The sequence below is a fragment of the Paraburkholderia sp. RAU2J genome (assembly GCF_003634845.1).
GTDB lineage: Bacteria > Pseudomonadota > Gammaproteobacteria > Burkholderiales > Burkholderiaceae > Paraburkholderia > Paraburkholderia fynbosensis.
Genome location: NZ_RBXG01000002.1, coordinates 14,981 through 35,883, shown reverse-complemented (window position 1 = coordinate 35,883; position 20,903 = coordinate 14,981). Strand labels below are relative to the sequence as shown.

At 63.3% G+C, this 20,903-nt stretch carries 18 protein-coding genes and 1 pseudogene; 15 read left to right on the top strand and 4 right to left on the bottom strand.

Going from position 1 to position 20,903, the window contains the following annotated elements:
- Positions 1-24: 24 nt before the first annotated feature.
- Complete coding sequence (locus tag B0G69_RS17560; RefSeq protein ID WP_121319582.1) at positions 25-330, bottom strand: hypothetical protein; 306 nt, start codon at positions 328-330, stop codon at positions 25-27.
- A gap of 210 nt (positions 331-540) precedes the next feature.
- Between B0G69_RS17560 and B0G69_RS17555 the strand changes: the two genes are divergently transcribed.
- The 5 genes from B0G69_RS17555 to B0G69_RS17535 all read left to right on the top strand — a co-directional run bounded on the left by B0G69_RS17555 (position 541) and on the right by B0G69_RS17535 (position 8,665).
- On the top strand, positions 541-2,517 hold the full coding sequence (locus B0G69_RS17555; protein ID WP_121319580.1) for an amylo-alpha-1,6-glucosidase: 1,977 nt from the start codon (positions 541-543) through the stop codon (positions 2,515-2,517).
- 51 nt (positions 2,518-2,568) lie between these two features.
- Entirely contained in the window at positions 2,569-5,400 is a 2,832-nt protein-coding gene (locus tag B0G69_RS17550) for a glucosidase (RefSeq protein WP_121319579.1), read from the top strand.
- Between the two features lie 153 nt (positions 5,401-5,553).
- Positions 5,554-7,170 (top strand): glucose-6-phosphate dehydrogenase, encoded by a 1,617-nt coding sequence (zwf, locus tag B0G69_RS17545; protein WP_121319577.1) that lies wholly within the window; start codon positions 5,554-5,556, stop codon positions 7,168-7,170.
- A 116-nt stretch (positions 7,171-7,286) separates the two neighbouring features.
- Positions 7,287-8,066 carry an ROK family protein gene (locus B0G69_RS17540; protein WP_121319575.1) on the top strand — a complete coding sequence of 260 codons (780 nt, stop codon included), beginning with the start codon at positions 7,287-7,289 and terminating at the stop codon, positions 8,064-8,066.
- 38 nt (positions 8,067-8,104) lie between these two features.
- Entirely contained in the window at positions 8,105-8,665 is a 561-nt protein-coding gene (locus B0G69_RS17535; protein ID WP_121319573.1) for a YbhB/YbcL family Raf kinase inhibitor-like protein, read from the top strand.
- A 76-nt stretch (positions 8,666-8,741) separates the two neighbouring features.
- On the opposite strand, the gene B0G69_RS17530 is transcribed toward B0G69_RS17535, so the two are convergent.
- On the bottom strand, positions 8,742-9,737 hold the full coding sequence (locus tag B0G69_RS17530; protein WP_121319571.1) for an aldo/keto reductase: 996 nt from the start codon (positions 9,735-9,737) through the stop codon (positions 8,742-8,744).
- A 465-nt stretch (positions 9,738-10,202) separates the two neighbouring features.
- Between B0G69_RS17530 and B0G69_RS17525 the strand changes: the two genes are divergently transcribed.
- The 5 genes and pseudogenes from B0G69_RS17525 (at position 10,203) to B0G69_RS17500 (ending at position 15,587) form a co-directional block, all read left to right on the top strand.
- The gene (locus tag B0G69_RS17525; RefSeq protein ID WP_121319569.1) at positions 10,203-12,419 is read left to right on the top strand and encodes a TonB-dependent siderophore receptor; all 2,217 of its coding nucleotides are present in this window, start codon (positions 10,203-10,205) and stop codon (positions 12,417-12,419) included.
- Positions 12,420-12,490: 71 nt separating this feature from the next.
- The gene (locus tag B0G69_RS17520) at positions 12,491-13,174 is read left to right on the top strand and encodes a Fe2+-dependent dioxygenase (RefSeq protein ID WP_121319567.1); all 684 of its coding nucleotides are present in this window, start codon (positions 12,491-12,493) and stop codon (positions 13,172-13,174) included.
- Positions 13,171-13,892, top strand: a pseudogene (locus tag B0G69_RS17515) (PepSY-associated TM helix domain-containing protein). The gene B0G69_RS17520 and the pseudogene B0G69_RS17515 overlap by 4 nt, the downstream one beginning before the upstream one ends.
- 643 nt (positions 13,893-14,535) lie before the next feature.
- A complete protein-coding gene (locus tag B0G69_RS17505) occupies positions 14,536-15,225 on the top strand; it encodes a nitroreductase (protein ID WP_121323755.1) in 690 nt (229 codons plus the stop codon).
- Positions 15,226-15,275: 50 nt separating this feature from the next.
- Entirely contained in the window at positions 15,276-15,587 is a 312-nt protein-coding gene (locus B0G69_RS17500) for a high-potential iron-sulfur protein (protein WP_121319565.1), read from the top strand.
- Positions 15,588-15,619: 32 nt separating this feature from the next.
- Here the strand turns inward: B0G69_RS17500 and B0G69_RS17495 are convergent, their stop codons facing one another.
- Together B0G69_RS17495 and B0G69_RS17490 are read right to left on the bottom strand one after the other, a co-directional pair.
- On the bottom strand, positions 15,620-15,970 hold the full coding sequence (locus B0G69_RS17495; protein ID WP_121319563.1) for a DOPA 4,5-dioxygenase family protein: 351 nt from the start codon (positions 15,968-15,970) through the stop codon (positions 15,620-15,622).
- Positions 15,971-16,025: 55 nt separating this feature from the next.
- Positions 16,026-16,499, bottom strand: a complete 474-nt coding sequence (locus tag B0G69_RS17490; protein ID WP_121319561.1) for a GNAT family N-acetyltransferase — start codon at positions 16,497-16,499, stop codon at positions 16,026-16,028.
- Between the two features lie 676 nt (positions 16,500-17,175).
- Here B0G69_RS17490 and B0G69_RS17485 point away from each other — a divergent pair.
- The 5 genes from B0G69_RS17485 to B0G69_RS17465 all read left to right on the top strand — a co-directional run bounded on the left by B0G69_RS17485 (position 17,176) and on the right by B0G69_RS17465 (position 20,849).
- Positions 17,176-17,448, top strand: a complete 273-nt coding sequence (locus tag B0G69_RS17485) for a DUF1488 domain-containing protein (protein WP_121319559.1) — start codon at positions 17,176-17,178, stop codon at positions 17,446-17,448.
- Positions 17,449-18,516: 1,068 nt separating this feature from the next.
- Positions 18,517-18,990 (top strand): hypothetical protein, encoded by a 474-nt coding sequence (locus B0G69_RS17480; RefSeq protein ID WP_121319557.1) that lies wholly within the window; start codon positions 18,517-18,519, stop codon positions 18,988-18,990.
- Between the two features lie 330 nt (positions 18,991-19,320).
- Positions 19,321-19,674, top strand: coding sequence for a YciI family protein (locus tag B0G69_RS17475; RefSeq protein WP_121319555.1), 354 nt, complete (start codon positions 19,321-19,323; stop codon positions 19,672-19,674).
- 146 nt (positions 19,675-19,820) lie between these two features.
- Positions 19,821-20,234 (top strand): YciI family protein, encoded by a 414-nt coding sequence (locus B0G69_RS17470; RefSeq protein ID WP_121319553.1) that lies wholly within the window; start codon positions 19,821-19,823, stop codon positions 20,232-20,234.
- Between the two features lie 87 nt (positions 20,235-20,321).
- Positions 20,322-20,849 (top strand): SRPBCC family protein, encoded by a 528-nt coding sequence (locus B0G69_RS17465; protein ID WP_121319551.1) that lies wholly within the window; start codon positions 20,322-20,324, stop codon positions 20,847-20,849.
- The last annotated feature ends 54 nt before the right edge of the window (positions 20,850-20,903 follow it).

Here is a 20,903-nt window from a genome sequence, read left to right as displayed (position 1 = left end):
CCTCTGCGCGCCGTGAAAAGCAGGTCAGTTGTTGCTGGCGCTGTCGCTGGGGGCGTAGTGCATGACCGGTGCGACTTGCTGGCTGTCGGCAGCGAGACTGGCTTGCATGTTCTGCGTGATCGAATCGGACGCGGCGGCGGGGTTCGCCGCGAGCGGGGCGGATGCGTCGGGCAGCGCAGCCGACAAGGTCGCCGCACGTTGCGTGGCTTCGTCAGCGGTAGGCGCCGAAGACGTTGCCGTCGATGGAGAGTCATCCGCGCCGCAAGCGCTCGACCCAATAGTGGCGAGTGCGAGCAAGGCGGCGCTCGCGAGGCGTTTGTCTCTTCTCATGTCTGCATCCGGTTTGGTGAAAGCGAGTGCAGTCTCTGTTCCTTTCAAGAAATAATTGTGAAACGTTTGCGAGCAGCATAACTTTCGTTAATTCGTTTGTTTTTCGAAAGAAAGTGGAAAGCAACAAGAAGGACAATAGTCACCGCCATGCCATTTGCCTGATGCTTTTGGCATACCGAATGATTCACGGCTTTGCATAACGGTTAGTCCATGACACGCATCGAACGACCCTTCGACATTACGCGTCTCGAAGATGAATGGCTGGAAGCGGACGGCTTCGGCGGTTTCGCATCGGGCACCGTGGGCATGTCGCGCACGCGCCGTTATCACGCGTTGCTGTTGAACGCGACGCGCGCGCCGGGCGGCCGTGTCGTGCTCGTCAACGGTGTGGAGGCGTGGCTGGAAGCGGGAGGGCGGCGTTATCCGTTGAGCTCGCAGCGCTATGTGCCGAACGTGATCTATCCGGATTTGAGTGCGAGCCTCACCGGCTTCGATACTGCGCCGTGGCCGACCTGGCGCATTCAACTCGATACGTTGAACGTATTGATTGCCGAAGTGTTCGTCAGTCGAGCGACGCGAGAAACGGTTTTGCGTTGGCGGCTGGACAGCGCTGAGGTGGCAGGCGAAATGAGCGCGCGCGTGTTGAAGGTCAGGCCGTTGTTGTCGGGGCGCGATTATCACGCGCTGCATCATGAAAACGCGGCATTCAATTTCGACGCGCGGATCAGCGACGATCGCGCATGCGTCAGTTGGCAACCGTATGGCGACCTGCCGGTCGTTCATGCGGCGACGAATGGCGTCTATATGCACGCGCCTGACTGGTATCGGAACTTCTGCTACGTGCGCGAGCAGGAACGCGGTCTCGACTTCAGCGAAGATCTCGCGACGCCTGGGGTGTTCAGCTTCGATCTGGGCGACGGTGAAGCGGTGATGGTTCTCAGCGCGTCGAAGGCAGCGGGCGCGGCAGCGCCCACCTACGCAACCGCCACCCACGCAGCCGAGCTCGCCCACTTCGAACAACAACGCCGCAACGCACTGGGCTCGCGCCTGCAACGCTCCGCCGATGCCTACGTGGTCTCGCGCAACGAAGGCCGCACGATTCTCGCGGGCTTTCCGTGGTTTACCGACTGGGGCCGCGACACCTTCATCGCGATGCGCGGCCTGTTGATCGCTTCGAACCGTCTCGACGAAGCCGAGTCGATCCTGCTCGAATGGTCGGGCACGCTGTCCGAAGGCATGCTGCCGAACCGCTTCCCCGATTACGGCGACACGCCGGAATACAACTCCGTCGACGCGTCCTTGTGGTTCATCGTCGCGGTGTACGACTACCTGGCCACAGGTCATGCGGGCGCCGCGACCCGCGCGCGTCTGCAACAGGCCGCCGACGCGATCCTCACCGGCTACATGAACGGCACGCGCTTCAACATCCGCGCCTGCGCCGACGATGGTCTCCTGAGCGCGGGCGTCGCCGGTGTGCAACTCACGTGGATGGACGCGAAAGTCGGCGACTGGGTCGTCACACCGCGCATCGGCAAACCGGTTGAAGTACAGGCGCTGTGGAGTAACGCGTTGCGCATTGCGGCAGCATGGAACCCAAAGTGGCAACAACCGGCCGGGCGAGTGTTGCAAGCGTTTCGTGAACGCTTCGTCGATCCGTCCACACAGGCATTGTTCGATAACGTCGATGTCGATCACGTAAAAGGCGCGATAGATCGCGCGATCCGGCCGAACCAGATTTTCGCGGTGGGCGGCCTGCCGTTCCCGCTAGTCGACGGCGCGGCGGCGCGCGCGGTGCTTGACCAGGTCGAAGCGCTGTTGCTCACGCCGCTCGGTCTGAGAACGCTCGCACCGTCCGATCCCGCGTATCGCGGACACTACGGCGGCTCTCCCTTGCAGCGCGATGGCGCCTATCATCAGGGAACGGTCTGGCCGTGGCTGCTCGGGCCGTTCGTCGAAGCGTGGCTGCGGGTTCACGGCGCGACGGAGGAGACCCGCGCGCAAGCCAAAGCGCGCTTTCTCGACCCGCTCTACGCGCATCTCGATCACGCGGGTCTCGACCACCTCTCTGAAATCGCCGACGGCGACGCGCCGCATGCGCCTGCCGGCACGCCGTTTCAGGCATGGTCGCTCGGGGAGTTGCTGCGCATCGAGAATCTGCTTGCCCGGTTGGCGCCCATCGCCGCGTAAACCGCGCTACGATGTGTGTCCCACCGCCAGGCCCGAAGCAAGGACGACGTTATGCCACCGCTGCGCGCTGCCAATCTGCTCGCCACTCTCGAAGGCGCCCGCCTGCACTCGGCCGATTGCGCCCACTGGCAGCGCTGGGGCCCGTATCTGAGCGAACGTCAATGGGGTACGGTGCGCGAGGACTACAGCGCGGACGGCACCGCCTGGGACTCCTTTCCGCACGATCATGCGCGCAGCCGCGCGTATCGCTGGGGCGAAGACGGCATCGCCGGTTTTGGCGACGACAAGCTGAGCTGGTGTGTATCGCTCGCGCTATGGAACCGCAAGGACCCGATCCTCAAGGAACGCCTGTTCGGCCTCACCAACGCGCAGGGCAATCACGGCGAGGACGTGAAGGAACTGTACTTCTACCTCGACGGCACGCCGACGCATTCGTACATGCGGATGCTCTACAAGTACCCGCACGCCGCTTTCCCGTATGAAGATCTGGTGCAGGAAAACGCGCGCCGTGGCGGCGACATGCCGGAGTACGAGGTTTTGGATACCGGCGCGTTCGACGATCTGCGCTATTTCGACGTGCAGGTCGAATACGCGAAACACGCGCCCGACGACATCGTGATGCGCGTGACGATCGAGAATCGCGCGGACGAGTCCGCGTCGCTCGACGTGCTGCCGCAAATCTGGGCGCGCAATTCGTGGTCGTGGAAGGAGAACAAGGACAAGCCGTCGCTGGTCGCCGGCACGGACCACAACGGTGAGGCGCATTTGATCGGGCGTCAGCATGGCCAGGAGCCAATTGTCGTGACGGCTTGGTCGAAGGACGCGCCGCAGCTCGCGTGGCTTTTCTGTGAGAACAACACCAACGTCAAGCGTCTGTTCAACATGGACGGCACGGGCCCGTTCAAGGACGGCTTCAACGACTATCTCGTGCACGGCGACCAGCACGCGGTACGTCACGACGCCGGCACCAAGGCCGGCGCGCATGCGGCACTCGAATTCGGCCCGCACGGGCGTGCCGTGGTGTACCTGCGCTGGCGTGCGCAGTCGTCGCCCGACGACGGGCAGTTCGACGCGGAGGCGCTGTTCGCGCGCCGCATCGCCGAGGCCGACGAATTCTATGGCGCGCTGCAACACGAAATCGCCGATCCCGACGCGCGCCTCGTGCAGCGCCAGGCGCTCGCCGGCATGCTGTGGTCCAAGCAGTACTACCAGTACGACGTGCAACGCTGGTTCCAGGGCGATCCGCTGCAACCCGCACCGCCCGCGAGCCGCAAGCACGGCCGCAATGCGGACTGGCGGCACCTGTGCAATGCGGACATCGTGTCGATGCCCGACAAGTGGGAATACCCGTGGTACGCCTCGTGGGATCTCGCGTTTCATGCGGCCGCGTTTGCACTGATCGATCCGGCGTTCGCGAAGCGTCAGTTGCTGCTGCTGGTGAAGGACCGCTATCAGCATCCGAACGGGCAACTGCCTGCCTACGAATGGGCGCTCAGCGACGCCAACCCGCCGGTGCATGCATGGGCCGCGTGGCGCGTGTATGAGATCGATCGTGCGATGACCGGCAAGGCGGACCGTGATTTTCTCGAACTCGTGTTCCATAAGCTGTTGCTGAACTTCTCCTGGTGGGTGAACCGCAAGGACGCCGACGGCCGCAATATTTTTCAGGGCGGCTTTCTCGGGCTGGACAACGTCGGCATCTTCGACCGCTCGTCGCCCCTGCCGACCGGCGGCCACATCGACCAGGCCGACGGCACCGCATGGATGGCCGCGTATGCGCTCGACCTGATGCGCATCGCGCTCGAACTCGCGTATGCGAACCACGTGTTCGTCGATATCGGCGTGAAGTTTTTCGAGCACTTCCTGTATATCGCCGAAGCCGTGAGTTGCGACGACGGCTGCGATACGGGCCTGTGGGACAGCGAAGACGAGTTTTTCTACGACAAGCTGCGTCTGCCCGACGGCAGCAATGTGCCGATGCGGGTGCGCTCGATCGTCGGTCTGATTCCGCTGTTCGCCGTGCACGTGCTCGAAGAGCGTCTGCATGGCGAGCTGCCGTGCCTGCGCGAGCGGCTCGTGTGGTTCCTCGAGCATCGGCCGGATCTGGCGAGGCTGGTGTCGCGCTGGAACGAGCCCGGCAAGGGCAATGCGTTGCTGCTGTCGGTGCTGCGCGGCCATCGGATGAAAGCGTTGCTGCGGCGCGCGCTCGACGAAAGCGAGTTCCTGTCCGATCACGGTGTGCGGGCACTGTCGCGTTTTCATCGCGATCAGCCGTTCGTGTTCAATCACAACGGCAACAGCTTTTGCGTCAAGTATCTGCCGGCGGAGTCGGACACGCGCGTGTTCGGCGGCAATTCGAACTGGCGTGGTCCGGTGTGGATGCCGGTCAACTATCTGCTGATCGAATCGCTCTACGAATTTCACCGCTATTACGGCGACGAGTTCCGCGTCGAGTATCCGACCGGTTCGGGGCAAAAGTTCTCGCTGAGCGAGATCGCTGACGAACTCGCGCGCCGCGCGACCACGCTGTTCCTGAAGAACAAGGACGGCGAGCGGCCGGTGATGGCCGCGTATCCGCTGTTGCAGGCCGACCCGAAGTCGGCTGATCTGGTCCTGTTCCACGAGTATTTTCACGGCGATAACGGGCGCGGCGTCGGCGCTTCGCACCAGACCGGCTGGAGCGGGCTGGTCGCGTTGCTGCTGCAGCCGCGTGCGATGGCGGCATCGGGCAACGTGCCGCTGGCGGGCGAGCCGGAGCGGGCGCCGATCCCCGTGTCGGCCGGGGAGGCGGTTGGGGCCGCGGCACACACCGCCGCCCCGGCACGCGTGCTCAAGCCAGAACCCGCACCCGAGCCCGCGGTCGCAGTTCCCGTAACCAAGTAACGGGCCGCGGCCGACCCGCACGCGGCGGGTGACATTCGCCCTGCAACGCCGCGCGTCTTGCCATTGGCGTGATCGTTTTTGAACTGTGTGGGTTCAAGCGTGGTCTTTCATGTACCGCCACGTCCGTTCCATTGGCTTCCTCAAGTGAATCCCATGTCGACTACACCGAACACCCAGGCTTCAGATCACCCCGCCGCCGCTCAGGCGCCGAGCTGCAAGGTCAGCGCGAGTCCGCACGATGCGCCGGCGTCGCCACCCGGCAAGCGGCCCGCGCCGCCTTGCACGCTCGTGATCTTCGGCGCCGGCGGCGACCTCACCAAACGGCTGCTGATGCCCGCGCTGTACAACCTCGCGGTGGACGGCCTGCTCGACGGCGCGATGAAGATCATCGGCGTCAATCACGGCGAGCGCGAGACGCCCGAGTGGCGCGAAGACCTGCACAAGTCGCTCCAGCAATTCGCCGCCGACAAAGCCAGCACCTTCCATGCCGGCAAGCTCGACGACCAGGCATGGGACTGGGTCGCGCAACGCCTCGAATACATGGCGGGCGAATTCGAAACCGACGACACCTTCGCGAAGCTCAAGCAGAAGCTCGCGCAGTCGCCCGGCGGCAACGTGATCTTCTACCTCGCGGTGGGTTCGCGCTTTTTCAAGCCGATCGTCGAGCATCTCGGCAAAGCGGGCTTGTTGAAGGAAGGCGAGGGGAATGACGGCGCCGGCTTTCGCCGTCTCGTGGTCGAGAAGCCGTTCGGCACCGATCTCGCCTCGGCGCGCGATCTGAACGCGCACATCCTGTCGTACGCAAAAGAAGAGCAGGTGTATCGCATCGATCACTTTCTCGGTAAGGACACCGTGCAGAGCATTCTCGCCGTGCGTTTCGCGAATGCGCTGTTCGAACCGGTATGGCGGCGCGAATATATCGACAGTGTGCAGATCACTGCGGCGGAAACGATCGGCGTGGAAGGGCGCGGCAAGTTCTACGAACAGACCGGCGCGTTTCGCGACATGGTGCCGAACCACCTGTTCCAGCTGCTCGGCATGGTCGCGATGGAGCCGCCCAATTCATTCGACGCCGAAGCCGTGCGCGACAAGAAGGCCGAAATCTTCGACGCGATCCAGCCGCTCAAACCCGACGACGTCGTGTTCGGGCAATACGAAAAGGGTCCGGCGGGCGTCGGCTATCGTGAGGAGCCGGACGTCGCGCCCGGCAGCACGACCGAGACCTACGCAGCGGCGCGCGTGTTCGTCGAGAACTGGCGCTGGGCCGGGGTGCCGTTTTATCTGCGTACCGGCAAGCGCCTCGCCGCGCGCCGCACGGAAATCTCGGTGCAACTGAAGCCGGTGCCGTTCCGTCTGTTCCGCGATACGCCGGTCGACGCGCTCACGCCGAACGTGCTGACCTTGCGCATCGATCCCGCGCACGGCACGAGCTTCGACTTCAACGTGAAAACGCCGGGGCCGGTGATGCAGATCGGTGGGGTGCAGTCGTCGTTCAACTATGCGGACTTCTTCGCGGCGAGCGCGAACGTCGGCTATGAGACGCTGCTGTACGACTGCATGCTCGGCGACGAGACTTTGTTCCAGCGCGCCGACAGCATCGAAACGAGCTGGTGCGCGGTGGACGATGTGCTGCATCCGAAAGGCGGCGGCGCCATGCCAGTGCACGGATATGCGGCCGGCAGCGAGGGCCCCGCGCAGGCCGACGCGCTGCTCGCACGCGATGGCCATGCATGGCGGCCGTTGAACAGGAATCCAGTCGGGAAGAAGTAAGACCAACAGCGCACCAACTCAACGGGGGGGACACCGTGGCTAAACGTACGGCAGCAAGCAAGACAGCAGGCAAGACAGCAGGCAAGACAGCAGGCAAGACAGCCGGCAAGACGAAAGTGGCGGGCAGCGCCGAGCGGATTCTGGCCATCGACGTCGGCGGCACCGGCCTGAAGGCCTCGATCATCGACGCGGACGGCCAGATGAAAACCGAGCGTGTGCGAGTGGCCACACCGCATCCGTGCACGCCGGATCAGTTGGTGGATACGCTGGCGAAGCTGGTCGCACCGCTCGTCGACGAAGCGCCGCCCACGCTCATGTCGATCGGCTTTCCGGGCGTGGTGCGCAACAACCGCATTCTGACCGCGCCGCACTTCGGGCTCGAAGGCTGGCACGATATCCCGCTCGCCGACGCGCTCGCGCAGCGCCTGGGCGGCTTGCCGGTGCGCATGATCAACGACGCCGAGATGCAAGGCTTTGCCGCAATCGAAGGACATGGCCTCGAATTCGTGTTGACGCTCGGCACCGGCGCCGGCACCGCAATGTTCCGCGACGGCGAGTTGATGCCGCATCTCGAACTCGCGCATCATCCGGTCAGCAAGAAGGGCGTCGCGTACGACGAGTACATCGGCGAGGCCGCGCGCGCGAAGGCGGGGAATAAGCGCTGGAACCGGCGCGTTTACAAGGTGATCGGGATTCTGGCGTCGCTGGTGAACTACGACAAGTTGTGGATCGGCGGCGGCAACGCGGCGCGTCTCGACTTCGATCTGCCGTCGAACGTGGCGACCGTCTCGAACGATGCCGGTATCGAAGGCGGCGCGCGCTTATGGCATCCGCGCTCGGTGCGCGAAACGCGGCAGTTGCCCGAAGCGAATCAACGCAGCGGACCGTTCAAGTGATGCCGGGCCGAAGAAGCCCTGGCGAGGAGCGATTCACAATGAAGCAAAACGGCTTTGCAAGACATTTGCGCTGCGCCAGTGTCTGCGCAGTGTTCGCGTTGGCGAGCGCGCAGGCGTACGCGGCGCAAGCGTTCGCGGTCGCGTCGCCGGGTCTGGCCGACGGCGGCGCGCTCGATTCGAGCCATGCGGCAAGCGCCAACAATTGCGGCGGCGGCAACGTGTCGCCGGCGCTGCAATGGCGCAATGCGCCTGCGGGTACGAAGAGTTTCGCGGTCACGATCTTCGATCCCGACGGTGCGAAGGGGTTGGGCATCGTGCATTGGGTGCTGTACGGCATCGCGCCGTCGACGACGGGGCTGGCAGCGGGTGCCGCCATGCCGCCCGGCAGTATCGCCGGTACGAATAGCACGGGCGCTACCGGTTACCACGGGCCGTGTCCGCCGATCGGGGAGGTGCCGCATCACTACGTCGCCCAGGTCTACGCGCTCGATCTGCCGCCCGATGCATTGCCAACCGGCTTGACCCGCGATGCGTTGCTTGCGGCGATCAAGGATCACGTCATTGCCGCGACGAGCACGGTGCTGCGATACGGACGCTGACGCCGCCCGATTCGCGGTGTGGCGGCGCTGGTTCGCGCCGCCACACCGCCGCGAAACTGCAGTGAACTGGCGCCGCTTATCGGGCCGCATCCCCCCAGCGATATTGCACGCTGGCCTCATCGAGTTGCGTCTTGAGCTGCGTATCGAGCACGAGTTCGGATGCCGCGAGCGTATCGCTCAATTGCTCCGCGCGGCTCGCGCCGATAATCGCCGACGTCACGAGTGGATTGGCCAGCACCCACGCAAGAGAAACCCGCGTCAACGATTCGCCGGTCTGCGCCGCGATCGCCTTGAGTTGTTCGATCGTCTCGAACTCGCGCTTATGCCAGTACCGCTCCTGGTACATCGCGCCGGCCTTGCCGACGCTTTCGGTAAAGCGCCCGCTCGCCGGCGCGGCATCCAGTTGGTGCTTGCCTGTCAGCAAACCGCCCGCCAGCGGGTTGTACGGCATCACGGCCAACTGCTCCTCGGCGGCCAGCGGCAGCAGCTCCCGTTCGATCTGACGGAACAGCAGGTTGTAGCGCGGCTGGACCGACACGAAGCGCGCGACGCGCAACACGTCGGCGCGTCCTAACGCGCGCGCGAGCCGGTACGCGAGAAAGTTCGATACGCCGACATAGCGCGCTTTCCCTGAGCGCACGATCGTATCCAGTGCTTCGAGCGTTTCGTCGAGGGGCGTGTTCGCGTCGTCGGAGTGGAGCTGGTAGAGGTCCACGTAGTCGGTGCCGAGCCGACGCAGCGACGCGTCGATCGCATCGAGCAGATGCTTGCGCGACGCACCCTGGTCCCACGCCGACGGCCCCATCTTGCCCACTGCCTTCGTCGCGAGAATGAAGCGCTCGCGCTTGCCCTTCAGCCAGCGTCCGACGATCTCCTCCGTGCGCCCGGCAATCTGCTCGCCGCCGCCGAGCGGATAAACATTGGCCGTGTCGATGAAGTTCACGCCGGCGTGCGCCGCGGTGTCGAGGATGCGATGCGAGACTTCTTCCTCGGTCTGGAGGCCGAAGGTCATCGTGCCGAGGCACAGACGCGAAACGGTCAGGCCGGTGCGGCCGAATTGACGGTATTGCATGGATAACGACTCCGAAATGAACGGGATAGGAGGTGGGCAGAAAGCGTTGCAAAAAGGATAAACCGTATTGCAAATAAATGTTGACTGTGGGCGTCCACATTTTGTTATTAAATTGAAAGTATTCAATTGAAGACCAATAGGCATATTGGCTTGCTGTAGCTTGAAGTCCGCGAATGGTGAATTACATGTCGTAATAAAAGGCTATGCTCAGTGGAATAAAAATTACGAATTCCATACGTTCGTAAAAGACGGACACAATCCCATTACGCGAGGTAAGACCTCGCGCGATTGATGCGCGCTGGGACATATGGAATGATACTGATTCTCATTTAACGACCACCACTAGCCAGCAATCCCGTCACTGCTGCCTCAGTTCAGGCGACCGGAAGCCAGCCAAAGGCAGCTTGCCACTTATTCCATGAGAGACATGCGAATCGGGTAGGCGCACACCTGACGGGATTTCCAATGTTCAACCACACGCCGCTTGCGACTGCGTTAGCGCTAGCTTTTGCGATTCCTTTTGCGACACCGGCTGTCGCGCAGACTGCTCCTCAAACCGCGTCGCAACCGGCGGCCGATAAAAATCCGCCAAACGCACCCGCAAACGCATCGACCAACGCCGTCGCCGACAGCGGCACACTGCCGGCCATCGGCGTCGCGGCGCAGGCCGAGCAGCAGGACTTCCAGGCGGAACGTTCGACGGTCGGTGCGAAGACGCCGACCGCATTGCGCGATATTCCGCAGACCGTCACCGTCATCAATAGAGACCTGCTCGCCTCGCAAGGCGCGACGTCGTTGACGGATGCGCTGCGCAACGCGCCCGGTGTGACGATCGGCGCGGCCGAAGGCGGCCAGATCGGCAACAACATCAACCTGCGCGGCTTCACCGCACAGAACGACATCTATCTGGACGGCTTTCGCGACCGCAATCAGTACTATCGCGACACCTTCGATCTGGAGTCGCTCGAAGTGCTGTACGGCCCGTCGTCGATGCTGTTCGGCCGCGGCTCGACGGGCGGCGTGATCAATCAGGTGACCAAGAAGGCGCAGCTGAAAGACTTCGCGGAAGTCTCGGGCATGGTCGGCACCGACGACCGCTACCGCACCACCGTCGACGTAAATCACAAGCTCACGGATACCGCGGCGATTCGCCTGAACGCGTTCGGCCAAAGCCTCGGTTCGACGCGCGACGTGATGAAGAACAAGGACTTCGGCATCGCGCCGGAAGTCCGCTTCGGCATCGGCACGCCGACCGAGGTGACGCTGTCCGCGCTGATCCAGCATAACCACGACATGCCCGACTACGGCATCCAGGCGTTGAACGGCCGCCCGTCGCCGGTGCCGAGAAACACCTTCTACGGCCTGACCGACGACCGCACGATCCAGGACGTGCAGATCTTCACCGCCGGGATCAAGCACAAATTCTCGGACGCGCTCACGCTGACCAACCAGACGCAGTTCTCGCACTCGGAGACCGATGCGCGCGAAACCGCGCCGCAGGCGGTGCTGACGGGGCCGCTGTCGTCGAGCACCGCGTTGACCAACGGCAACTTCACGACGCTGTCGCCGTCGCAGCTGTTCATCAAACTGCAGAGCCATGACCGTGTGATCGAGAACCGCGCGATCTACAACGACACGATGCTCGAATACAAATTCAACACCGGGCCGATCAAGCACGACCTGATCGCCGGCTTCGAGATCGGTCACGACAGCTATTCGAACCAGGCATACACGCGCAACAACCTGCCGATCGTGCCGATGCTGAATCCGCCGATCATGGATACGCCGTCCAACGTGACGACCTCGGTCGGCAACCACGCCGACTCCGGCGCGACCGAAATCGGCGCGTACCTGAACGACACCGTCTCCCTGAACCAGCACTGGAAGGTGATTGGCGGCTTGCGCTGGGATCGTTTCCAGGCATCGATCACCAACTCGATCAACGCGCCGGGTTACGCCAGTCAGACCAACTTCTTCACGAGCGTGCGCGCGGGCGTGATCTACCAGCCGACCGACTGGCAGTCGTACTACGTCTCGTACGGCACGTCGTTCAACCCGTCGCTCGAAAACCTGACGGTGACGAACCTGACGCAAAACCTCGCGCCGGAATCGACCAAGTCGTATGAAGTCGGCGGCAAGTGGGATCTGTTCGGCGGCAATATCTCCGTGACCTCCGCGTTCTTCCGCGAGGAAATGGACAATGCCCGCACGCAGGTCTCGCCGACCGAGTACGAACTCGCCGGCGACATCCGCGTGGACGGTTTCCAGGCGGGCGTGACCGGCCACATCACCGACAAGTGGCAGGTGTTCGGCGGCTACACGTACATGGACGCGGTGATCCTCAAGGCGCTCGACGGCACGCAAGGCCACACCCCGGCCAACACGCCGCGCAACACGCTGACGCTCTGGACGACTTACGCGATCACGCCGCATTGGGAGATCGGCGGCGGCCCGATCTACATGTCGCCGCGTTATGCGTCGAACACCAACTACGTGCGGGTGCCGGGCTACACGCGCTGGGACGCGACCGCGGCCTATCACGCGAAAAAGTTCGACGTGCGTCTGAACCTGCTGAACCTGACCAACAAGGCGTACTTCGACGCGCTGATTCCGTCGGACGGTGGCCGCTCGGTGCCGGGTATCGGACGCACGCTGCTCGCGACGTTCGACTATCGCTTCTGATACGGACGGGGCGAATACGGTAGGCTTGGCGGTTTTTGCAAAACCGCCGAGCCCGACGCAAAGGAAACATCATGTTGCTGCAGATTCCGAAAGTACTGGACGCCGAACGCTTGCGCTTCGTGCGCGAACGGCTCGAGCAGGCCGGCGACGCCTGGGTCGACGGCCGCGCGACCGCCGGTTATCAGGGCGCGCCGGTCAAGCGCAACCAGCAGATCGCCGAGCACACGCCGGTGGCGCGCGAGCTTGGCGACGTGATTCTCGCGGCGATCGAGCGCAATCCGCTCTTCATCAGCGCGGTGTTGCCCAACCAGGTGTATCCGCCGCTGTTCAACCGCTACGAAGGCGGCATGCAGTTCGGCAGCCATGTCGACGGCGCGGTGCGCGTGCTGCCCAACGGCGTGAAGCTGCGCACCGATGTCTCGGTGACGCTGTTCCTTTCCGGACCGGACGAATACGACGGCGGCGAACTCGTAATCGAAGACACCTATGGTGTGCAGCAGGTGAAACTGCCGGCGGGCGACATGATCGTCTATCCGGCCACCAGTCTGCATCAGGTCACGCCGGTCACGCGCGGCGCGCGCATCGCCAGTTTCTTCTGGGTGCAAAGCCTCGTGCGCAACGATACGCAACGTGCGCTGCTGTTCGACATGGACACCGCAATTCAACGCCTGAATGCCACCCACGCCGACGACACCGCACGCCGCAGCCTCGTCGGCTGTTATCACAATCTACTGCGTACCTGGAGCGAAACGTGAGCGTCCCCGACACTATCGACAGACAATCGACGGCGGGCGTGGATCGCGCCGCGCGCGAGCCGCAACGGCTCGACAGCGGCGAACTGAAGTCGCGGCAGCAGCGCTCGCGCCGCGCGAGCTTCATCAAATGGCTGCGCAAGATGCATGGCTGGGTGGGTTTGTGGGGCGCGGCGCTCGGCCTGCTGTTCGGCACCACGGGGTTCTTTCTGAACCATCGCGGCGGCCCGCTGCGAGTGTCGACGGGCGAGCCGCAAGTGTCGGTGTTGCAGGTGCCGTTGCCGCAACCGGCGCCGGACACGCCGCGTGAGTTGGGCAAGTGGCTCAAGCACGAACTGAAGATCGCCGGCAACCCGGGGCGCGTGCAGAAGGAGCCTGCGCATCCGGTTGCGTGGGGCGAGCGCAGCGTCGTCCAGCCCGAGCGCTGGCAGCTGAATTTCGCATCCCCCATGAAAACACGTCGGCCGAATACTGGGTCGGCAATGGCTATGTGACCGTCAGGCGCAGCGAAAACACGTTCCTCGCAATGCTGACGAATCTGCACAAGGGCGTCGGCTTGAGCGTCGGCTGGGTGCTGCTGATCGACACGCTCGCGGGCAGCCTCATTCTGCTGTCGCTCACCGGCGTGCTGCTGTGGACGGAGTTGAACCAGCGCAAGACGGTGGGTGTGGTGCTGGTGCTAGGCTCGATTGCCGCCGCGGTGTGCCTGAGTTTGATGTGACGCAGGCCTTGCCTGTCTGAAGGAAGCTGAAGGAAACCGGTCGGGCGGCGCTCGCCGCCCGACCGTGAAGGCAGCCTTGGGCGCAGCCTGCGTCGGGGTACGTTTTGCCTACGTTTTACTGGCATTGCCCGCGCCGCATTGCATCATTGACCGATGCCATCCGCTGGCCGACCCATGCGTCGGCGCGCGGCGCTCAAACCTCCGCTGTTTCGAGTCCTGGCGCTCAGCTCTTCTTCCTCCGGCAACCCGCCGCATGCGAGAATCGCGCTACTACGAGTGCGCCGTCATCGTTAGTCATCCGTCGTATCGGGCACTGCTTTCGCAATAGCGGTCACACGCATTTTGACCTGCCGCGCCGAGGAGATCGCGTTGAAAGAGCCGGACCGCTTCCTGCCGGATGTACCGCACGCCGGTCCGGCCGCGCCGTCGTTTCTTGCCGGCGGCGGCGAACTCGGTGCGCTGATCCGCGCCTACGACTGGAGCCGCACCGCGCTCGGTGCGCCCGACACCTGGCCGCAAGGCCTGAAGATCGCGATCCGCATCATGCTCACGTCGCGGCAGCCGATCTGGATCGGCTGGGGGCGACGAGCTGCTCTATTTTTACAACGATCCGTCATGTTGCCGCCTCTGCCGGAATCCGCCGATGCCCACACCTGCCAATCCCGTCGAAGCCGCGCTCATGACGCGGCGTTCGATTCGCGCGTTTCTTCCCGAACCGGTGCCGCGCGCCGATATCGAGGCCATTCTCGAAGCCGCCAGCCGCGCGCCCTCGCGCACCAACACGCAGCCCTGGAAAGTGTATGTCGTGACGGGCGAGTCGCTCGCGCGTCTGTCGCGCGATCTGCTCGCCGCCTACGACGATCCGCAGCGCGACGCGCTGTATCACGAGGAATATCCGTACTATCCGCAGCGGTGGGCGTCGCCGTATCTCGACCGGCGCCGCAAGATCGGCTGGGATCTGTATGGTCTGCTCGGCATCGAAAAGGGTGACAAGGCGCGCATGCATGAACAGCATGCGCAGAACTATCGTTTTTTCGGCGCGCCGGTGGGTTTGTTCTTCACGATCGATCGCGTGATGGAGCGCGGCAGTTGGCTCGACTACGGCATGTTCCTGCAGGCGATCATGACGGCCGCGCGCGGGCGTGGTCTCCATACCTGCCCACAGGCCGCGTTCACGCAGTTCCATCGAGTGATTGCGGAGCATCTCGGCTTGCCGGAAGACGAGCAGCTAGTGTGCGGCATGTCGCTCGGTCTCGCCGACGAAGCCGCTCTCGTCAATACGCTGCGCACCGAGCGCGAACCGGTCGAACGGTTCACGCGATTTCTCGATTGATCGACAAATAAAAACGTCTGGTTAGCGTCCCCACTTTCCACCGGAACATCATGAAAACATCACGCCGCCATTTTCTGCTGCTGAGCGCAGGCGTCGGCTCATCGCTCGTGCTATCGCAAGCCGCTTTTGCCGACACCGTGAACCGGCTCGGGGAAACCGATCCCAAGGCACAAGCCGTGGGTTATGTGGAAGACGCCTCGAAGGTCGACAAAGCGAAATTCCCCGGCTTCGCTGCGGGACAAACGTGCGCCAACTGCTCGCTGTTCCAGGGCGCGGCGACCGACGCCTATGGCGGCTGCACGCTATTCGGCGACAAGCAGGTCGCCGCGCGCGGCTGGTGCAGTTCGTATTCGACTATGTGAGCACTTGAGCGTGCGGGTCGGTATGGCGCCGCTCACATCAGCGACTTCAACACCAGTTCGTATGAGCGGCCGATCCACACGGCCGCGTCGCGGTGATCGCGCAGCGCGTCGCCGGTATTCGGATGCAGGAAAACGTCGAGCGCGCCGTGATTCAGCGTGAGCCAGCCGACCACGTCGGCGAACTGCGCCTGCGTGAAGCCGAGCTGATACGACCACATCGGATGCGGGCCGACCGGGCGTTCGTGAAAGCGGCCGATCTGCAACTGGCCGCCCCAGCGCGCTTCGATCTGCTCGCGAAAGGTCCACGCAGCGTCGCGGCTGTTCGCATCGAAATAGATATGGGCGTGCCAGCTGTCGATGGCGGAGGTGTCGCGGAAGGTCATATCAGGGTCCATCACATAGAGTCGGTATCGGCCGGCATCAGTCTTTATCCGACATTCATTCTGCTTCGGTGTCCGTGCACGCGCGCACTGCGCGCCTCATGTAAAACTGTGCATCATCCTTGCCGACGATCTCGAAGCCGAGCCGATCGTACAGACGTCTCGCGGGATTGCCCTTGAGCACCTTCAACGCGACCGGCAACGCGTCGTTCTGAGCGGCGCGCAAGACCGTACGCAGCGCGCGTCCGCCGATGCCGCGCCCTTGCAGCGCCGGCGTGATCTGCAATTGCACGACCACCCATTCGGTGTCGGTGCGATGCGCCTTCAGCAGGCCGGCCGGCGCCCCGTCGATACAGATGACCCGCGCCGTGTCATACCGATGCAGCAGACGCGCGCGATGTTCGACGTCGTGCGTCGGTTCGCCGGCGCGCGCAAGGTGTTCCGTCATGGTGGCCTTGCGCAGTTCGAACAGAAAGCTCTCGTCGTCGCCAAGCGCAGGGCGCAGGGTCAGGGCAGGTTCTTGAACGGACATGTCGGTAACGTTGCCACGCGCACGTTTCCCGCGCGGGCGGTGAGTAAGAATGGTCGTGAATTGTCGCGCCAGCAGCGCTTTTTTACCACGCGGCTATGTTTTCGTCTTTCGACCTCCGTGATCCATGCGAACGCTCGCTCTTGCGGACAGGCGTTCGTCCGACTGGGAAGCGGGCTGGTCGAGCTGCGCTGTTTCAGGCGCGGCCGATGTTTGCGAGCCGACATGTTGGGCGCGCGCGTGGCGGGCCTGGATCGCTCGGCCGGCAGCGTGAGGCGGGCAACGGTGGTTGGCATGTGCTTTGCTTTTGTCTCATCCGCGTCATGCTGGCCCGAGCCGGTTCCGCTTCTCCCGGGGCAGGCGCCGGAACGCAGGGAAGCGGTGCCGGTTGGCATAAGAACGAAAAATGCGGGACCCGAAATCACACGCTGTCATGCGCGGAGTCGATGGCGAAGCCGTCACGTCCGTCTTTTGTCCTGACACAGGTTGTTTGCGCTTTGCGCAGACGTGTGGCGTTTGCCGCGAGCGGTGGTCGCCGCATGCATGACGGCTCGTCCGCCTGTTTATGGGCCGCTGTGATGGGTGATCACGTGCGGTGGCGGGTTTTCGTTTCATTCGGGTTTTTCGGTGACGTTCGTTCAATACGGCGAACGGTTTAACGAACTTTGCGAGGTGAGCCATGGAAGTTGTCGAACTTGAACCCAGCGTCTCTGCGGACGGACGTGCGGTGATTTTCCAGCTTTCGACGCGAGGACGGGACCTCGAATGCGCCGTCACGCGTGAGGCGTTGGAAGAGCATTTCTGGCTGCAACGCGGCGCGGCCGAGGCGCGCGTTCTGAAGACATTTGCGGACGGACGCAAACGCATCACAGCGGTCGCGGAGAGAAAACTGCTCGCGCGCCCCGGCGAAAAGGTGTTGTTGACGATCAGCGATTTTGCCGCGCGCGGTTGATGTTCTTCGAGTCGATCTCATGCGTGCGGTGCGGTGGCCTGCTTGGGAGCCCGCTTTGCGCGCGCGTTTGAACTGAAAGCGTGCGACGGCGATCGTGCCGTCGCACGTGTGTTTGTTGTCGTACTCCTTTGCGCCTGCCCGGTCCCATCGCTGCTGCCAGTCGCCGTCTGCGCCAGAGCGCCGACCGTCGCTTACCTCCGACGAAAACCCCCTGTTACATCGATTCGCCAAATTAGGCCGGCAAAGCCCCTCGCTTCGCGCAATTGCGTGCGGATGCACTCGCATACACTGTTTTCCATGGCGCGACAAAACACCGAGCCCATCGACGCGGTCATCCCCCGCGTTGTTTTGAACCGTACCGTTGATGGCAGTTTGCCGTGGTCGTCGAACGCGGCAGGGCAGTAAGGCAGTAGGCAGTAGAAGCAATGCAACAACGCGCAATCCGCACGATATGCGCGAAGCAGCAGGGGGTTTGCAGCCAGGAGTAGTCGAAGTCGAAGGACCGGGCTGTGATGCGGTAGTCGTTCAGACAGCATCAGCAGTGGCAGTGAAAGTCGCAGTGGAAACAACGATAGCAAAAGCAATAACGCTGGTGATTGGAGCGGCAGCATCCTGAAGTAACAGCGGTTCACGCAGCACCGGCATTGGCGGTAAGACAGCAATTTACGTAGCAACAGCTCTATAAGGTTTAGGTGGTTAGAGGTCGACAGGCATCCACGCGCATGTACGACTGTTCCATCCTGTCCGGCCCTGTTCCTTCACGGGAACAGGGTTTTTTTTCGCCGGTAGGCATCGCGCACTTGTATTTGCGGGCTTCGAACCGACATGCGGGCATTGCAGTTCGAAATGCAGTTCGCAATGCGGTTCGGCATCGGTCCGCCGCGCGTCGCGAGCCGCCGCGCGCAATCCGACGTAGGATTGCGGCACGTAAGACGAAAAGTTGCTTGCCACGATGGCGATGCAGACTCACATTAGAGCCTGTCGAGCCGCAAGCGCATCGGTGGTTGATGACCGGAGCGCGAGAATTCGGTGGCGAAGCGCGAAGTGAGTGAAGGAGGTTGAATCGATATGTCCAGTAAATCGCGAGCCCGCAAACACGCCCAGTCGCCCATGTCCCCGCTGTTGCGTGCGCTGACCTTTAGCCGTACGGCGCACGAACCGGTCACCGCGGCCATGCTGCTGCAGGGCTATGCGGCCCTCGACGCGTTCCGGCGCGGCCAGGGTTCGCGGGCGCTCCACACGACGTTGAGCCGGCATCTGCTGGTGTCGCAGGAATTGGCGCGTCTTGGCGTCGGCGAGGATGTGCTTGCGGACATCGAGAGCGCCCATGCAGCGATGGTTCGGCTCGACGCGCGCGAACGCGAAGGCGGTAAGTGGACTCTTGAGGACCACGAATACGCGCGGCTCTGTACGGCGCTGGCGATTCTCGACGGGCAACTGTCGGCTGCCTCGCTGAGCGAGATTGCGAGCGCGGAAGCAAGAATGATCGAAGGCTTGATGCGCTCCGCGCAGGCGCAGTTTGTGGCGGAAGCGGCGGTCTGAAAGTCGGAGACGCCGTAGCGCTCCCTGCAAAGCAGAGCACGGCACAGCAAAAAAAACGCCCCATGGGGCGTTTTTTGCATTCGGCAATTGCATTACCCTGCGCTCGACGCGCATCAGTCGTCGTACCTCAGATCTGCGTACGCGCTACCGCTCTGGCCGCTACGAGTCTCCGTAACGAGCACGCCGAACGGCGGTGTGCGCGGCGCATTCGGTTTGCGGGTGTCATCCGCGCTTGCTAGACTGGCTCTCCCCTCTTTGCCGCCAGCGCGTGTGTTGCCACCCGGCTCCCGCCGGAGGGTGCCGTGAGCGGTGTGATCAATCGGAGACACCATGTCTTACATGTTGCTCATCGTCGAACCCCCGAATCAGCGTGTCGAGCGCGGTGAAGCGGCGGGGCGCGAAGTCTATGACCGGATGGTGCATTTCGCCGCCGACCTCAAGGAGCGCGGCAAACTGCTCGCGGTCGAATCCCTCACTTCCCAGAGCGATGCCGTGCGCGTGCAGGTCCGTGACGGACAGCCGAAACTGCTCGACGGCCCGTTCGCCGAAGCGAAGGAAATGATCGGCGGCTTCTTCCTGCTCAATTGTGAAACCCGCGAAGAAGCGGTGGCGATCGCGCAAGCCTGCCCGGCGGCGTCGTGGTGTACGGTGGAAGTCCGCAAGCTCGGACCGTGTTTCATGTAATCGACAACGTCTCGCGCCTGCGTGGTGCCCGGGGTTTTCCCTGGAGTGTCGGCAACAGTGTCGATCTTGCCGCGTATTGCTCGTCGTGTGTGTAAGGAGCCGGCCATGCACAAGGCTCTTCACCCGACAAAAAAGGAGCAACGGCGATGCGATTCATGATCCTGGTTAAAGCGACGGCCGCCAGCGAAGCGGGCGAAATGCCGGAACCATCCTTGATGGCCGTGATGGGCGCGTATCACGAAGAACTCGCCAAAGCCGGTGTGCTGCTCGACGCCACCGGTTTGCAGCCCAGTTCCAAAGGCTGGCGGATCCGCTACAGCGGCGGCAGCCGCACGGTCGTCGACGGCCCGTTCACCGAGAGCAAGGAACTGATCGCGGGCTATACGCTGATCCAGGTGCGCTCGCGAGAAGAGGCGATGGAATGGGCGCGGCGTTTTCCCGCGCCGTTCGGCGAGCAGGCCGATGGTGAAATCGAAGTGCGGCAACTGTTCGAACTCGACGATTTCGAACCCGGTCCCGAGGTGGATCGGTTTCGTGATCTGGAAGCGTCGCGGCGCTGAGCCGCGAGCCGGCGTGCTTGCCGATCGGCGCGCCGCTCCTGTGCGAATTCCGCATCGAGCCGAACAACGCCTCCGAAAGGAACCATCATGCTCAAGAACTCGCCGCTCGTCGTGCTTGTGGCAGTGGCCCTGCTGCTCGCTTACGCGGCGACCCGGCCCGACAGCTTCCGGATCGAACGCAGCGTGCGCATTCAGGCGCCGCCCGAGCGGATCTATGCGCTGATCGACGACCTGCACCGGTTCAACCTGTGGAATCCGTTTCTGCGCAAGGACCCCACAGCGCAAGGCACGTACAGCGGCACGCCGGACGGCAAGGGCGCGCGCTATGCGTGGCAGGGCGAAAAGCTCGGCGAGGGGCAGATGGAAATCGTCGATACGACGGCCGCGTCGAACGTGACGATGAAGCTCGATATCATCACGCCATTCGAAGCGCACAACGTGGCCGAGTTCACCTTGAGGCCGGAGGGCGACGCCACCGAGGTGACCTGGGCGATGCACGGTCCCGCGCCGTATCTGTCGAAGCTGGCGCAGGTGTTCGTCAGCATGGACCGGATGGTCGGCAAGGACTTCGAGAATGGCCTGCGCCATCTGAAGACGCTGGCCGAGGCGAGCTGAGTCGAACGGGGCCGGCTGATTCGCTGCACTGGGCGGCCCGGTCCACAAAGCATT